At 64.5% G+C, this 15,656-nt stretch carries 17 protein-coding genes; 6 read left to right on the forward strand and 11 right to left on the reverse strand.

Going from position 1 to position 15,656, the window contains the following annotated elements; all coding sequences use genetic code 11:
* Entirely contained in the window at positions 1-1,116 is a 1,116-nt protein-coding gene (locus VN934_00470) for a hypothetical protein (GenBank protein HXM17264.1), read from the reverse strand.
* Here VN934_00470 and polX point away from each other — a divergent pair.
* Positions 1,116-2,903 carry a DNA polymerase/3'-5' exonuclease PolX gene (gene polX, locus VN934_00475; protein HXM17265.1) on the forward strand — a complete coding sequence of 596 codons (1,788 nt, stop codon included), beginning with the start codon at positions 1,116-1,118 and terminating at the stop codon, positions 2,901-2,903. The genes VN934_00470 and polX overlap by 1 nt on opposite strands.
* Before the next feature lies 1 nt (position 2,904).
* On the opposite strand, the gene VN934_00480 is transcribed toward polX, so the two are convergent.
* From VN934_00480 to VN934_00500, 5 genes are all read right to left on the reverse strand, one after another.
* Positions 2,905-3,705, reverse strand: a complete 801-nt coding sequence (locus VN934_00480; GenBank protein ID HXM17266.1) for a PHP domain-containing protein — start codon at positions 3,703-3,705, stop codon at positions 2,905-2,907.
* A gap of 97 nt (positions 3,706-3,802) precedes the next feature.
* Entirely contained in the window at positions 3,803-4,543 is a 741-nt protein-coding gene (gene uppS, locus VN934_00485) for a polyprenyl diphosphate synthase (protein HXM17267.1), read from the reverse strand.
* 18 nt (positions 4,544-4,561) lie between these two features.
* The gene (locus VN934_00490) at positions 4,562-4,987 is read right to left on the reverse strand and encodes a transcriptional regulator (GenBank protein ID HXM17268.1); all 426 of its coding nucleotides are present in this window, start codon (positions 4,985-4,987) and stop codon (positions 4,562-4,564) included.
* On the reverse strand, positions 4,984-5,598 hold the full coding sequence (locus tag VN934_00495) for a hypothetical protein (protein HXM17269.1): 615 nt from the start codon (positions 5,596-5,598) through the stop codon (positions 4,984-4,986). The genes VN934_00490 and VN934_00495 overlap by 4 nt, the downstream gene beginning before the upstream one ends.
* A 23-nt stretch (positions 5,599-5,621) precedes the next feature.
* Positions 5,622-6,737 carry a permease gene (locus VN934_00500; protein HXM17270.1) on the reverse strand — a complete coding sequence of 372 codons (1,116 nt, stop codon included), beginning with the start codon at positions 6,735-6,737 and terminating at the stop codon, positions 5,622-5,624.
* Between the two features lie 145 nt (positions 6,738-6,882).
* On the opposite strand from VN934_00500, the gene VN934_00505 reads away from it, so the two are divergent.
* From VN934_00505 to VN934_00525, 5 genes are all read left to right on the forward strand, one after another.
* The gene (locus tag VN934_00505; GenBank protein ID HXM17271.1) at positions 6,883-7,167 is read left to right on the forward strand and encodes a metal-sensitive transcriptional regulator; all 285 of its coding nucleotides are present in this window, start codon (positions 6,883-6,885) and stop codon (positions 7,165-7,167) included.
* Between the two features lie 20 nt (positions 7,168-7,187).
* Positions 7,188-8,147: a branched-chain amino acid transaminase gene (locus VN934_00510; GenBank protein ID HXM17272.1), complete on the forward strand. Its 960-nt coding sequence runs from the start codon at positions 7,188-7,190 to the stop codon at positions 8,145-8,147.
* Positions 8,148-8,280: 133 nt separating this feature from the next.
* A complete protein-coding gene (locus VN934_00515) occupies positions 8,281-8,649 on the forward strand; it encodes a hypothetical protein (protein ID HXM17273.1) in 369 nt (122 codons plus the stop codon).
* A 10-nt stretch (positions 8,650-8,659) separates the two neighbouring features.
* A complete protein-coding gene (locus tag VN934_00520; protein ID HXM17274.1) occupies positions 8,660-9,040 on the forward strand; it encodes a hypothetical protein in 381 nt (126 codons plus the stop codon).
* A gap of 62 nt (positions 9,041-9,102) precedes the next feature.
* Complete coding sequence (locus VN934_00525; GenBank protein ID HXM17275.1) at positions 9,103-10,053, forward strand: glutathione S-transferase family protein; 951 nt, start codon at positions 9,103-9,105, stop codon at positions 10,051-10,053.
* Here the strand turns inward: VN934_00525 and VN934_00530 are convergent.
* From VN934_00530 to VN934_00550, 5 genes are read right to left on the reverse strand one after another with little or no spacing between them, the layout of a single operon-like run.
* Positions 10,050-11,003: a serine hydrolase gene (locus VN934_00530; GenBank protein HXM17276.1), complete on the reverse strand. Its 954-nt coding sequence runs from the start codon at positions 11,001-11,003 to the stop codon at positions 10,050-10,052. The genes VN934_00525 and VN934_00530 overlap by 4 nt on opposite strands.
* A gap of 35 nt (positions 11,004-11,038) precedes the next feature.
* Complete coding sequence (locus VN934_00535) at positions 11,039-11,962, reverse strand: ABC transporter permease (protein ID HXM17277.1); 924 nt, start codon at positions 11,960-11,962, stop codon at positions 11,039-11,041.
* Positions 11,959-13,029, reverse strand: coding sequence for an ABC transporter permease (locus VN934_00540; protein HXM17278.1), 1,071 nt, complete (start codon positions 13,027-13,029; stop codon positions 11,959-11,961). Before VN934_00540 ends, VN934_00535 begins: the two co-directional genes overlap by 4 nt.
* Entirely contained in the window at positions 13,022-14,557 is a 1,536-nt protein-coding gene (locus VN934_00545) for an ABC transporter ATP-binding protein (protein ID HXM17279.1), read from the reverse strand. Before VN934_00545 ends, VN934_00540 begins: the two co-directional genes overlap by 8 nt.
* Entirely contained in the window at positions 14,554-15,594 is a 1,041-nt protein-coding gene (locus VN934_00550) for a BMP family ABC transporter substrate-binding protein (protein ID HXM17280.1), read from the reverse strand. The genes VN934_00545 and VN934_00550 overlap by 4 nt, the downstream gene beginning before the upstream one ends.
* Positions 15,595-15,656 lie beyond the last annotated feature (62 nt).

Below are 15,656 nucleotides of genomic sequence, written 5' to 3' on the forward strand. Positions count from 1 at the left end.
CTAGAGGACTCTTTCCAAACGCGGGTTCGGGCGATATGGGCGGCCGACTTTGTGGCACGCCACGAGCTTGCCGTCGCGCTCGGTCAGCGCGATGTCGGCCGTGAAATCGTACATCCCTTGGAGCAGCGCTGAACCCACCGCATACGCGTCGACCGGGATCTTGCGTTCTTCGAACATGCGGATCTTCTCCACGGTGAACCCGCCGGACACGATGATCTTCACCCACGAATAGCCCGCTTGGTCCAGCGCGCGCCGGACGTTGAGCACCAGCTCCGGGCATACGCCGGTCGGCTTGAACGTGCCCATGCTGTGCCACAGGCTCTTGTCCACCAGCGTCTCGGACGTGTCCAAGCGCACGCCCCACAGACGGCGCCCGAGTTTGGCCGCGACGGCCTTCGACGTCTCCACGCAGTCGTTGTCGAAGTCGACGAGCGCGATGACATTCACCGAAGGATCGATGTACTCGGCGAACTTGGCCGTCGCCAGTACGGTGTCGCCGTCATAAGCGGCGATGAGGCCGTGCGGCACGGTGCCGACACCCTTGCTGCCCCACCATTCCGCTTGTGCATCCGTGCTGACGCCCAGCGCGCCGCTGACATAGGCCGCATAGCCGTCGCCGGTCTGCACGAGATGGTGATCGAAGCGCGCCGGGAAGAACAGCACGTTCTTGCCGTTGGCCGCGGCGACCACGGCACTGGTATTGGTCGCCACCTTGGTGCGCCGCGTCAGCACGCCGAGATAGTCCGTCTCCAGGTGCGCGAAGAGCGCGTAATCTCCCTCGATCGTCAGCACCACCTCGTATGGGGCGATGCGATCGCCGTCGTACAGCGCGCGCACGTCGAGCTTGGACCAGCCTTCTTCCCACGAGCCGTCGGCGCGACGGCTGCCGGCGCACAGCTTCAAGATCGCGATCGCTTCATCGATGCCGCACAGCACCGCGTTCTTCTTGTTGAAGACTTGCATCAACACGCGCGGATGGTGTTTGTCGCGCCCGAGGATCTCGCGCACCCGGTTGAAATACGTGTCGGAGTAATACCCGTCGCGCATCTTCTCGATCGGTAGGTTGAGGATGGCCGGATCGAGGCGCTTGCCTTTGGGCGGAGCTTGCGTCGCCATTGTCGGCGCCGTATTTCGGGCGCTCGTACGGGGATGCCTTGCCGTTCGCAGAAGATGCCGCCATGACCAACGCAGACGTTGCGGCGCGGCTGTCCGAGATCGCCGCGCTCATGGAATTTGACGGCGAGCCTTTCTTCAAGATCAAGGCATACGAGCGCGCCGCGCGCTCGCTCGACGATCTCGAAACGCCGGTCCGCGAGCTTATCAAAGCGGAGAGCCTGCAGGATTTGCCGGGCGTCGGCAAGGCTATCGCCCAAAAGATCATAGACGTCGAAGCCACCGGCACATGCAAGTACTTGGAAGAACTGCGCGCCAAATTCCCGCCGACGATCCTTGAACTGTTACGGGTGCGCGGCGTCGGTACGAAGACCGCTGTGGCCATGTATCACGAGTTGGGCATCACCGGCGTCGAGGACCTCAAGCGCGCCGTCGAGGACGGCTCTATAGAAAAACTCCCGCGATTGGGCCCCAAGTCGATCGAGAATTTGAAGACCGCGCTCGAGCATCTCCCGGCGCGCACCAAGCGCATGCGCCTCGGCGATGCGTGGCCGATCGCGCAGGAGATCATCGCGGCGCTTGCCTCGACGGCTTTCGCCAGGAACGTGGTGGCGGCCGGGAGCCTGCGCCGCATGGAGCCGACGGTCGGCGACCTCGACCTCATCTGCACCAGCGACGATCCTGGTGAAGCGTTGGCGTTCTTCACCAAACTGCCGCTCGTTGAGCGCGTGACCGCGCTCGGCGGCACGAAAGCCACGATTTGGGCCAAAGCGGGCATTTCGGTAGACTTGCGGGTGGTGGAGCACAAGTGCTTCGGCAATCTGCTGCAGCATTTCACCGGCAACAAAGAGCACAACATCAAGCTGCGCGAGTTCGCGCTGCGCAAGGGCTTCAGCGTCAGCGAGTACGGACTTGAAGAAACCAAGAGCGGGAAGTTGCGCACATCCGCAGAGGAGGCGGGCGTGTACGAAATACTCGGACTTGCGTTCATCCCGCCGGAGTTGCGAACCGGATTGGACGAGATCGAACTCGCGCGAAAGGGTGCGCTGCCGGCGTTGGTCGAGCTTGCCGACATCCGGGGCGATCTGCACGACCATACCACATGGAGCGACGGAACGCGCAGCATCGAGGAGATGGCGGCAGCAGCCGCGCAGCGCAAGCGCGAGTATCTATCGATCTCCGACCATTCCGTCGGACGTGCTGTGGCGAACGGCCTCACGATCGAGAGGCTGCGCGAGCAAATGGCGCTGGTGCGCGCCGCGAGTACCAAGCACGGAACGCGCTTGCTGTGCTCATCGGAGGTGGACATACGCGCCGACGGTTCGCTGGATTTTCCCGACGAGGTGCTTGCGGAGCTCGATATCGTCGTGGCGTCCATCCATTCGTCGTTTCGCGCTTCGAAGGAGAAACAGACCGAGCGTTTGCTGCGCGCGATCATCAACCCGTACGTGAACATCATAGGGCACCCCACCGGCGGGCTCATCAACGAGCGCGAAGGCTACGAATTCGACGTGGACACCGTGTTCCGCACCGCCGCGCAGACAGGCACGGCGATGGAGATCAACTCGAACCCCGCGCGTTTGGACTTGAGCGCGCCGCTCGCACGGCGCGCGAAAGAATTGGGCTGCACGCTTGCCATCGACACCGACGCGCACCACGTGGACTCTATGGATTACATGCTGTTCGGCGTCGGCACGGCGCGCAGAGCCGGTCTTACGAAGGCCGACGTGCTGAACGCCCGGCCGCTGAACGACGTGCTGTCTTTCGTAAGACTCAAGAGAACGCGCTGACTTAGTCGCGCAGACGGGCCAAGAGTTGCGAGGGGGCGTCGAATTGCGGGTTCTCGTACGGCCCCTGAAAGTAGCCGTGCCAATCGCTGCCGCACGAGTAGAGCTTGGCTCGCGCCGTCGCCAACGCACGTAGTTCGGCTCGAGTATCCGCATCGTAGCGAAGATACAGCGCTTCGAGTCCATCGAGATCGTCAAGCCAGCGCTGCGCGAGCCCTTCTTCTGCAAGTTCGGCAGGATGGGCGAGCAGCGCCACGCCGCCGGCGGCGCGTACGATCGCGCCCGCTTGCGCCGGCGACGGAAGTTTCGCGTACGCCTCCGGCGGCAAGGCAGCGAAGAACGCGCGGAACGCCGCGTGACACTTCACGCCATCGCCGTCGGCAAAGCCTCGCCGGCACAGGCGCTCGATGAGCACCGGCAAACGAACGGGATGATCGTTGAAGTCGAGCTCCCACGACACCGCTACGCCGCTCTTGGTCAGTGTTTCTATCCAGCGTCGCTGGTTTTGGTCCCATACCCCGCGCGCGTTGGCGTTGGCGAAGGTGAGCTCTTCATCGCTGCTGCGCACGCCTAGTCCCAGCACGTGCACCACCCTGCCGCCGCCATAGGTGGTCAGCTCGATGCCGCCGATGAAACGAACGCCGCGAGCCTGCGCGCGAGCGTTCGCCTCGTCGAAGCCGTCGGTCGTATCGTGATCGGTGAGCGCGGCGATCGTGATGCCTGCGTCTGCGACGGTGTCGATCAGGGCCGAAGGGCTCAGTTCGCCGTCGCTGCAGTGGCTATGGAGATGAAGATCGCACCACACGAGTCGGGTGGCATTCTGATGTGAAGACGGCGCGACCTTCGGTCGCGCCGGTCATATCCGGGGCTAAAGCCCCGGCACTACATTTCGCTACTAAGGGTTAGGAGCCGAAACGGCGCTGACGGCTTTGATATGCCGCAAGCGCGAGCACGAACTGCGCGCGCGTGAATTCCGGCCAGCAGACGTCGGTGACGAACAACTCGGTGTAGGCCATCTGGTAGAGCAAGAAGTTCGAAAGCCGGAACTCGCCGCCGGGCCGGATGAGCAGGTCGGGGTCGGGTATGCCCGACGTGTAGAGATACGAATCGAGCGTGTCGTCGCCGATCGCTTCCGGCGCCAGCACGCCGCTGCGCACATCCTCGGCGAGCGCGCGAGCGGCGTCGCGCAGCTCGGCGCGCGCGCTGTAATTCACCGCGAGATAGAGCGTCGTGCCCGTGTTCGCCGCCGTTCCTTCGATCAGATCCGCCAGCGCTCGGCGCGGGGCAGGCGGGAGTTCCTCCCAACGGCCGATGACGCGAACGCGGACGTTCTCGCGGCGCAGGCCGTCGAGTTCGCGGCGCGCGAACACGCAGCAAAGATCGAAGAGCGCGGAGACTTCGGCCCAGCTTCGCTTCCAGTTCTCTTCCGAGAAACCGTACACGGTCAGCACGGGGATCCCGAACTCCGAGCAAGCTCGGACGGCTTCGCGCAGGCTCGCGATGCCGCGCCGATGGCCCTCGATCGCCGGCAAGCCGTTCTCTCGCGCCCAGCGCCTGTTGCCGTCCATGATGATGGCGACGTGTTTGGGCAAGGCTTCTTCGAGCAGCGCCGGCGCGTCGGGGTTGACTTTTTGCAAAAGCATGTGGTTGCCAGCGCCTTCCTATGTCGTCGCCAGACGCGGCAGCCGGCGCGCGTGCGCGCCCAAGCCCGCGCCGGCCTGCGAGTGCACGTCGCGAATCACGCCCTCGAGTTCGTCGATGTAACCGAGGAAGCGCGTGCGCCCGGCGTGCGTGATGCGGCACACGGTCGTAGGCCGACCGTTTCCGGTCTCCTTCGAGACCGCTACGATGTCCATCTCGGCAAGTGCCGCGAGATGCCGAGCGAGATTGCCGTCCGTGAGGCCGCATGCCTCCTGCAGTTCGGTGAAACTCATGCCTTCGGGATGTGCGATCAAGCACGTGCACACCGCAAGCCGCCCGCGCTCGTGGAAGATGCGCTGCAACCCGGCGTAGGCGTATGGCGCCTCGCGCGTCGCGCTCTTCGGCGGCTTTTTCCCGATTTGATTGTGCGCCCGCTTCGGGCTCATGTTGATTCCTCCAACCCTTCTCTTGCGACGAGCCATCCGATGGCGAACTGACCGAGGCTAAATCCGGCGGGCATCACCCACCAGCGAAGCGGTAGCGACGCGCTCGGCACGAGAAGCAAGAATGCACCGATGATCCCGAACGCTGCAGCGATCGGCATGACCGCTTTGGGCACCATGTTGCGCGACGCGTACAGACCGAGTCCGTAGCACGCGTACCAAACACCCGGCAGCAGCGACGGCACCCCGTGCAGTGCCACTGCCAGACTCAGCACGGCGCCAAGGCCGATCGCCGGCAAAATCGTGATGCTCACCGTCCTGGTCTGTGCGCGCGCGGTGCGCCCCGACTTGCGCGCGTAGCGGAGCGCTAGACTTCCGTAGTAGATGATCAAGGCCAAGGCGAGGCAAGACATCCAGATGACGAGATAGAGCTTGACGTCCGCGTCCGTGCGCGGCGCGGGCACGAGCAGCGCTTGCACGATTCCGCCGGCGATCGCAAAGGCGCCGCTGGCCGCGGCAACGCGACTCGAATAGCCGCGAAAACGCTGAACGCTGGCTAGCCGGTCGCGGACCTCCTCAAGATCGGCGAGCGCGCGTTCGACCTCAACCCGCATATCCTATACTTTGTACCACAAAGTTAGTGGGAATGCAAGGAAGGAGCCCGCTTCGCCCACCAGAGCAGACCCAGCACGCCGGCGCCGAATACGACGTTGAGCGCGGTCGTGTAGTCCAATCCGATGCGCTCGACGTCGACGAGCAGGTTGCCGCCGGGGCGCGGTATCGCGTGCAGGCCTGAGAACGCCACCTCGACGATCAGCCCGGCGCAGACCATCGAGAGGTAGAACACGCCTGCCATCGAGAGCGCGAGTTTCCAGCCGTAGTACTTCCTATAGATGTCGAGCAGCGGCAGCACGATCAGATCGGCGTAGAGGAACGAGACGACGCCGCCGAACGAGCTGCCGCCCTGCCACAGCACGGCCGCCAGCGGCACGTTGCCGATCGAACAGACGAAACTCGCAACCGCGATGAGAGGCCCGACGAGCGCGTTTTCGATGAGCCTCACCGGCTCGGCGGCGTTCACCACGAATACGTGCTGCCAAACGGTCGCCGGCACTGCGACCGCAAGAAAGCCGGCGATGACGAACCCGAGAATGAGATCGGGTTGCAGCATCGACCAATCCATTTGGAAATAGTGCGCGACGTAGCGCCAGCCTTCGGGCGAGCGCAGTTTGTCGAACAGCGTCCGGCCGGGTGCGAGCATGTCTCCGTGCTCGTGCTCATTCGCTTCTTCCGCCGCCTCGGCGTGGCGCCGGCCCTCCTCGACGAGCCGCGCGGGCAACAACAGTTTCGCCAGGATCACGAACACCGCGATGAGCACAAAGCCGCCGAGCCATTCCGCGATGACGAAGGGCCAGCCCATCAGTCGCCACAGCACAAGGCCCAACTCGATCACGAGATTGGTCGATGCGAACATGAAGACCATGGCCGTGGTGAAGTCCGCCCCACGCTTGAACAGCGATTTCGCGGTGGCCGCGGCGGCGTAGCTGCACGAGGAACTCGCCGCGCCTAGGCCGGTGGCAAGCGCGAGTTCCGGAAGGCCGGCGCGTCCCAAGGCTTTGCTCAAGCCGCCCTTGGGGACGTATGCCTGGATCATCGCCGAAGCGAGGAAGCCCAGCATCAGCGACCACAGCACGACCCAGAACATGGCGAACGACGCGAGCAGCCAGTGCCATAGGAACAATAGGAGCGACATTAGGCTAACCTGATACCCCCCACCCGTATATTAGCGCTGGCCATCTGCACGGTCAAGTGCTCTTGCCAATTCAGATATGATGCAAGTATGATGAGGCTGGTTCGAAAGGGGGTACCCCCCTTGCCTAGCTGGAGATCAGCCTCGCATGCGCCATTCGTACTACAAGGACAAAGCCAACATCATCGCGCGGCTGCGCAAAGTCGAGGGTCAAGTGCGCGGCCTTGCTCGCATGGTCGAAGAGGACAGCTACTGCATCGACATCATCACGCAATTGGCCTCGGCCCGTTCGGCATTGGAAAGCTTGGGCCTATTGCTGCTGCAAGACCACATCGAGGGCTGCGTTCGCGACACGCTGAAAGGTGACGATAAGGCAGCCTCGGACAAAGTGCAGGAGCTCATCGCAACCGTGAACCGTTTTGTCAAGACCTAAGCTTGCATAGGAGCACGAGAGTGGAGATCGGATCGATCATCATCTACCGCAGCGGGAAGTTCGTCAAGTACGAGGACGCGAAAGTGGGCATGCTCACGCACGGCCTCAACTACGGCACCGGCTGCTTTGAAGGCATCCGCGGCTACTGGAACGAGGCGCACGGCCAATTGTACTTCTTCCGTTTGGCCGAGCACTACGAACGCCTGACGGCCTCCGCCAAGCTCTTGATGATCGATCTCAAAGACTCGGTCGAGGACATGTGCGCCCACACCACCGAGCTCGTGCGGCGCAACGGATTCCGCGTCAACGTGTACGTTCGGCCGCTCGCGTTCAAGAGCGCCGAAGAGGTCGGCGTGCGCCTGCACAACGTGCCCGACGATTTTTCGATCACGGCCGTGCCCAGCAAGGCGTATTTCGACCCCAACGCGGGTCTGCGAGCGTGCATCTCTTCGTGGCGGCGCGTGGACGACAACGTCGCGCCGGCCCGCGCCAAGCTCACCGGCATCTACGTCAATTCGGCGCTGGCCAAGAGCGAGGCGATCAAGAACGGCTTCGACGAGGCCATCATGTTGAACAGCGAAGGCCATGTCGCGGAGGGCAGCGCCCAGAATATCTTCATCGTGCGCGACGGCGTGGTGATCACCCCGCCCGTGTCGGACGGCATCCTCGAGGGCATCACGCGCCGCTCTCTGCTCGAGGTGTGCCGGACGGAACTCCACCTCCCGACGGCCGAACGCAGCATTGGTCGAAGCGAGCTCTACGTCGCTGATGAGGTCTTTCTGGCCGGCACCGCGGTCGAGGTCACGGGCGTCATCGAAGTCGACCACCGCCCCGTGGGTGAGGGCAAAATCGGCCCGATAACCGCCGCCCTGGGCGGCCTATACCGCTCGATCACCCTTGGCGAGGTGTCGCGCTTCCGGCACTGGCTGACGCCTTCGTATCCGGTTGCGGCGCGCAAGCTTGGAGCGGCCGCTTCCTAGGCGCTTTTCCGGCCCGTAGAAACTCTGTCCCGTTGCTGCATTAGAAGAGGCTGAGTTCCCGGTTCGGATGAGCCCGGCCGGTAACAATGTGCTCTGGGTCACAGTCCTATCTTTTGTGAACCGTCCATTGCACTTGCCGCGACCCGCTACTCGGCTCAACGCGCTGATCTCGCCGCCCCATGCCAAAGAGCGGGTGAGTCACGATCTCGTCATCGCGAACCAGTGGCAGGGTCCCATCGCCAATCAGAATATGGTCGTGCACGCGGGCCATCTGCGTGCCGAACCGACGCGCGGCGTCCTGGTCCTGCAAAGTTTTCCCCGCGATAAGAATCGCCGATCGGGGCGCTACATATTCGCCCCCAAGCGGAGCGGCTCGCTTCGCATCGTCGGTTCCGCCGGATCCAGTATCAACATCAAGTCCGCGTCCGGCCAACAGTATCGATTCTCGCTTCCGGATGCGACGTTGAGCGACGCGAGCGGTCTGGCTGCCACGGCTTCCTAGGCGAATCTTCGTGAACCGTCCGCTGCACCTGCCCCGCCCCGCCCCTCGGCACAACGCGCTGATCTCGCCGCCCCTCGTCAAAGAGCGGGTGAGCGACGACCTCGTCATCGCGAATCGGTGGCAAGGCGTTCTGTCCAATCAAAGCGTCGTCGTGCATGCCGGCCATCTGCGTAACGATCCCACGCGCGGTGTCCTGGTCTTGCTCAGCTTTCCTCGCGATAAGGATCGACGCTCCGGGCGCTACATCTTCGCGCCCAGGCGGAGCGGTTCGCTTCGCATCGTCGGATCCAACGGATCGCATCTGAACATCAAATCTGCGTCGGGTGAGACGTATCGGTTTTCGCTTCCGGATGCGATCTTGAGCGACGTAAGCGGCCTTACCGCCTGGTAAGCAGGGCGCGCCGACGCGTGCCCGAATAACCGCAGCCCTTCGCCGCGATTGGGCAGACCCAGATGAAAGTGATTCCGCAATTCCCCGACGAGCAGTCGGATGACGGCCGTTTCGTCCGGCAGCCCGATACGTTTTGCGATCGGGTTTCGGCGCAGGGTCGCGCCGGAACGTGCCCCGCCGAGGCCGGCCGTTATCATCTGTACGTCTCGTTGGCGTGCCCGTGGGCGCACAGGACGATCATCGTCCGCAAGCTGAAGCGCCTCGAGGATGCGATCGGGATGACGGTCGTCGATCCGATCCGCGACGAACGCGGCTGGGCGTTCCGTGATGGTCCAGGCTACTCTCGCGACCCCCTCAATGGATTTCAGTTCTTGAGCCAGGCCTATGTCGCGACCGACCCCGGCTACCGTGGCCGCGTGACGGTTCCGGTCCTATGGGATACGAAGACCAAACGCATCGTCAGCAATAACGACGATGACATCATGCGCATGTTCGAGACCGAGTTCGACGCGTTCGGCGACGCGTCGCTGGACTTGTATCCGCGCGAGCACCGCACCGAGATCGACGCGCTCAACAAGTTGATCTATGAGACCGTCAACGACGGCGTGTACCGCGCGGGCTTCGCCACGAAGCAAAGCGTCTACGAGGCGGCGGCCCGCCGGGTCTTCGAAACGCTCGACCAGCTCGACGAGCGCCTCGCGCATCGACGCTACCTTTTCGGCCCCTCGCCGCTCGAGACCGACTGGCGCTTGTTCGTGACGCTCGTGCGTTTCGATCCGGTGTACTACGGCCATTTCAAGTGCAACCTGCGCCGCATCGTCGACTTTCCGAATCTTTCAGGCTACCTGCGCGATCTCTATCAGGTCGACGGCGTCGCGCAAACCGTCAATTTCGACCATATCAAGCGCCACTACTACTTCACGCACGACGACATCAATCCGACCCGCATCGTGCCGATCGGACCGCTGCAAGACCTGGACGCCCCGCACGGGCGAGAGCGCCTGAAGCCCTAGATCGACGGTGTTGGGCTGGGCTGGGCCGTTTCGCTCGGCTCGGGCGAAGACTCGAGCAGCGGCGACGGCGACGGGCCGGCTTGAGCGTTATGGGCGGCAACAGACACGGCGCGAAACGTTTCGAACGTCGCCCTCGATGCACGGCGGATGAGCCGCGCGCCGTCGTCGAGGTCGCGCAGATGCGTGGTCAGCACGCAGATGACGTAGGGCGCCCCAGCCAGGTTGACGATGCCGACGTCGTTGAGCGTGTCGTGCAGCGTTCCGGTCTTGTGCGCGATCTCGACGCCATGCGGCAACGCCTTCGGTAAGAACTTATTGTGCCGCTGGCCGTTCAAGATCGCGAGCATGACGTCGGACGCCTGTTCGTTGATCAGCCGGTGCGCGGAGATCATGAAAAAGAGCTGCTTCATGTCGTTGGCGCTCGTGCGCAAAGACCGTATGTCGCCGGCGCTGCGGATGTAGTCGCCGAGGTAGGTCTGCGTGAGTCCGAGACCGGCCATCGTCTGGTTGATGTGGTAGCGCCCGACCAACCGGATCAGCATGTTCGTGGCCGTATTGTCGCTGTTCTCGATCATGATGCGGACGAGGTTGCTGACCGAAAAGCGCGCACCGGCCCGAACGTAGCAAAGGTGGCCGTATCCGCAATCGCGGTCGCCGGGCAAGAGCGTCACTTCGCGATCGAGCGTGAACCGGCGCAGCGTCACCTGACGCATCACTTCGACCATCACGGGAACCTTGATGACGCTTGCGGCGGGAAGATTCCAATCGCCGTTGATGTCGATCTCGGCGCCGCCATGCAGGTCGAGCACCGAAATCGCGACCAGGCCCGGTGTTTGGTTCGCAAAGCGTTTGAGCTGCGGCTCCAATGCGCGCAGGTACGGCCCGGCGTCGATGGCCTGAAGCGAGGCGTCGGGCAGCGAGAGACCGCGAGACGGCAATAGCGCAAGCACGCTGCACGCGCAGATGAGCGCGCACGCAAGCGCGTTTACTGCTCGTAGGGAATGCCGTCGGCGGCGGGCGCGCGTGATTTGCCGATGAAGCCGCCGATCGCCACGATGGTGAGCAGGTACGGGAGCATCTCCAAAAGCTGCGCCGGCACGTCTGCCCGCTGGAGCGCGATCTGCAAACTGCTGAAAAATCCGAAGAATATGCATGCGCCGACGGTTCCGAGCGGGCTCCATTTCCCGAAGATGACGGCCGCGAGCGCAATAAAGCCGCGCCCCGCAACCATGCCGTCCGAGTAGAGATCGACTTCTCCGATGGAGAGGTAGGCGCCCCCCAAGGCGGCGAGGGCTCCTCCGGCGATGGCCGCCCAATACCGGTACGCGAACACGTTGATGCCGGCCGTCGCGGCGGCGCGCGGCTCCTCGCCGACTGCGCGCAAGTGCACGCCGGCACGCGTCCGATACAGAAAGACCTGCATCGCGATGACGAGCACGACCGCCAGCCAGAACAGCGCGTAACGCAGCGGATGTGTGACGAGCGACACGAGATTGTTGCCGCCGCTCGAGTCACCTCCGAGCGACGCGAAGCTCGTGACCTCCGGCGACGCGCCGGGTTGCCCGAACACGGCCGAGAGCAGATACGCGGCGCCGCCGATGGCGAGGATGTTGATCGCCATGCCGACGATGATCTGATCGGCGCGCAGGCGCAGCGCGAACCAGGCCAGCAGCCAGGCGAGCAGCGCGCCCGCCATGACCGCCGCCAGCAGCGCGAGCGGCAGGCTGTGCGTGTAGTATGACGCGAGCACCGCTGCGAACGCGCCGGCGACCATCATGCCCTCGAGCGCGATGTTCACGATGCCCGCATTTTCGGAGATCACGCCGCCGAGGCCGGCGTAGATCAACGGGGTGGCCTTGATCAACGCGATCGCCACGACTGCGGCGATGATGGTCAACGCCACCGTCACGGCGCCGTCGCCTCGCCGGCCGCTTCGGCTCCAGGCGCGAGCGCTGCGGCAGTGCCGCGCAAACGCACCCGCTCGCCCAGCCAATTGGCGGCCACGAACAAGATGACGAGACCCTCGACCACGGAAACCAGGTCTTTGGGCACGCCTGCGAGCGCTTGCATCGAGAGCGCGCCGTTCTGCAGCAAACCGAAGAAGAGCCCTGAGACGATGACCCCGATCGGATTCGAGTTGGCGAGCAGCGCGACCGCGATGGATGTGAAGCCATAGCCCGGCGAGAGCTGTGCGTTGAAGCGATGCACCAATCCCAGCACCTCGGTCGCCCCCGCCAGCCCGGCGAGCGCGCCTGAAAGCGCCATCGCCTTGACGATCGTCCCCGCCACGTTGATGCCCGCGTAGCGCGCCGCCCGTTCCGAACGGCCAACCGCGCGCAATTCGTAGCCCGCGACCGTGCGCCGCAGCCACCAAGCCAGCAGCAACGCCGTGACGATCGCGAGCGGGAGCGCCGCGGTGAGGCGCGTGTCCGCGATCAGCGGAGCAAGTTGCGCGGTGTGCGCGATTTCAGCGGTTTCCGGCGCGGCCTGTACGCCGCGCAGCGGACCCGCGACCAAGTAGTTCGCGCCGAGAAATGCGACGTAGTTGAGCATGATGGTGGTGATGACTTCGCTCGCGCCAAAGCGCGCGCGCAGAATTCCGGCGATGCTCGACCACGCCGCGCCGCCGGCCATGCCCGCCATCAGGCACAGCGGCACTTCGATCGGCTTGGGAAGATGCAACGCTGCTCCGGCAACGGCCGCGCATAGCGCGCCGACGACGAGCTGACCCTCGGCGCCGATGTTGAAAAGGCCGGCCCGGAATGCGATCGCGACACCGAGACCGGCGAAGAGAAGCGGCGTGGCTTGCACGAGCGTCTCTGCGACGCCCTGCGCTGAACCCAGACCGCCCTGCAGTAATGCGCCGTACGCGGCCAACGGGTTCGACCGGAACACGAGCATGATCGCCGCGCCGGCGATGAGCGCCAGCAGCGTCGCGATCGCCGGGCCGAGGATGCGGCGCAGCCATTCACGCACCGGCGGCGACGCCTCCCATCAGCCGCCCAAGCGTGGCATCGTCTGCGCGTTCGGGCGCGATCTCGCCGACGACCGTGCCTTGGCTCATCACGATGATGCGGTCCGAGAGCGCGCGTACCTCGTCGAGGTCGTACGATACCAGCACGATGCTCGCGCCGGCGTCGCGCACCGCGCGCAGCCGCTGATAGATCGCCAAGGCCGCGCCGACGTCCACACCCCGTGTCGGAGCGAAGACGAGCACCACTTTCGCGTCTGCGCTCAGTTCGCGACCGACGATCAGTTTTTGCTGGGTGCCGCCGGAGTAGGCGCGCGCCTCAGCCGATGCGTGAAACGACGCGAGGCGATACTCGCGCGCGATGGCGTTCGCGCGCTCCGCTCCCCCGCGTGCGTCAAGCAAGAAGCCGCGCGCGGTGCGCCGCTGATCACCGAGCAGCACGTTTTCGACGGTGTCGAAGTCAAGGACCAGGCCTTCACGCTGCCGGTCGGCGGGGATGTAGCGGAATCCGGCCGCTCGATGCTGCGCGGGCGTTGCATGGGTCAAGTCGCGTCCGCTCAACTCGACTGCGCCTGAGGTGACGGGTCGCAACCCGTAAAGAGCCTCGATGAGCTCCAGCTGTCCGTTGCCCTCAACCCCGGCGATGCCGACGATCTCTCCCGCTCGCGCGTCGAGCGAGAGACCGCGCACCGCTTCGGCGCCATCGTCGCGACGAGCATGCAGCTCGCGCACGCGCAGCATCGCCGGGCCTGGCTGCGTCGTGCGCGGCTCGCGCGCATCGAGGTCGACCGGTTGCCCCACCATCATCGTCGCAAGCCTCGTCTCGTCCGCGTGCGCCCGGTCCATCGTGCCGACCACCTTGCCGCGGCGCATCACGGTGATGCGATCGGCCAGCGCGAGCACTTCTTTGAGTTTGTGCGCGATGAAGATCACCGCGCGCCCTTCGTCGCGCAGCCGGCGTACCACGTCGAACAGCGCTCCGGCTTCGACCGGTGACAGCGCTGCCGTGGGTTCGTCCAAGATGACGATCGCAGCGTCGCGCTCGAGCACCTTGAGCAACTCGACCTGCTGGCGAGCGCCGACGCCGAGCGCTTCCACCCGCGCTTTGGGGTCGACGCCGAAGCGATAGCGCCCGGCGATCTCAAGCACGGCGCGCTCACCCTCAGCCGCGCGCACGAAGCCCAACGCGGCGGGCTCGCGTCCAAGCAAGACGTTCTCCGCCACGCTGAAGCGCTCGACCAGGAGGAAATGTTGAAACACCATTCCGATGCCGGCGCGCATCGCGTCAGCACAGCCGCCGAACGTCTGCGTCTGGCCGCGCACCTCGATGCTTCCTGCGTCCGGAGCCAAAAGACCGTACAGCACGTTCATGAGCGTGCTCTTGCCCGCGCCGTTCTCGCCGATCAGCGCGTGCACCTCACCAAAGCGAACATCGAAGTCCACGCCTTCGTTGGCGGCGACGGGTCCGAAATGCTTGACGATGCCGCGCGCCGCGAGGGCTGGCGACCCTTCGGGAGCAGCGGGCGGATTCACGGCGTGGTGGGCGGATGGAAGGCTTTGAGCTGATCCGGCGTCGACGGTACCACGAGTTTGCCCGCGACGATCATCTTCTTGAATTTGTCCACTGCGGCCAACGCGGCGGCGGGCACAAGGGCCCTCGTGTATTTCATCGGCGTGAGATCGACGCCGCCTTCCTTGAGGCCGAGCACGATGAGGCCGGCCGGGACCTTCCCTCGACTCACGGACTGAGCGAGCTTGAACACCGCGGTGTCCACGCGCTTGAGCGCGGACGTCAGGATCTTGCCCGGCGCGAGCGCATCTTGATCGGAGTCCACGCCGATGACGTACGTGCCCGGCGGGCGCGTCTTGACCTCATCGATAGCGCCGATGCCGCACTTGCCGGCCGCGGCGTACACCACATCGGCCCCTTGGTCGAACAACACCGTCGCGTACTCTTTGCCGGCCGCGACGTCGTCGAACGAGCCCGTATACTTCACGAGGACCTTGACGTTAGGGTTAGCGCTTTGCACGCCGGCTGAATAGCCCGCTGCAAATTTCTCGATCAGCGGCGAATCGATCCCGCCCAGGAACGCGACCGTGCCTTTTTTGGAGACGAGCGCCGCGAGCACGCCGGCCAGAAACGAACTCTCCTCCTCTTTGAAGGTGATCGAGGTGACGTTCGGCCGGTCCACGACCGAGTCGATGATCGCGAAATGCGTCTTGGGGAAACGCGGCGCCACCGAATTGAGCGAATCGTGCATGAGGAAGCCGACGGCGAAGATCAGCTGGTTCCCTTGCTGGGCCAGCGTTGAAAGGTTGGGCTCGTAATCCGCCGCCGAGCGCGACTGCAGCACGGTGACGTGCGCGTTGAACGTGGTCTGCGCTTCGACCAGCCCTCGGTGTGCGGAATCGTTGAACGACTTGTCCCCGAGGCCGCCGACGTCGGTCACCATCGCGATCTTTGGGCCGGGCGTGCCCCCGGAGTTCGGCCCGCCGTATTCGGCGGGCTTGGAGCACCCCAGCGCGGCAAGAACGCACAATGCTAGCCCGATCGCGGCATGACGTCGCATATCTTCCCCCTTGCGTGTAGCCCCGAATTAAGCGCCCCGCGCGCCCCCGCCTGCATGAATCG

Source organism: Candidatus Tumulicola sp. (assembly GCA_035601835.1).
Taxonomy (GTDB): domain Bacteria; phylum Vulcanimicrobiota; class Vulcanimicrobiia; order Eremiobacterales; family Eremiobacteraceae; genus DATNNM01.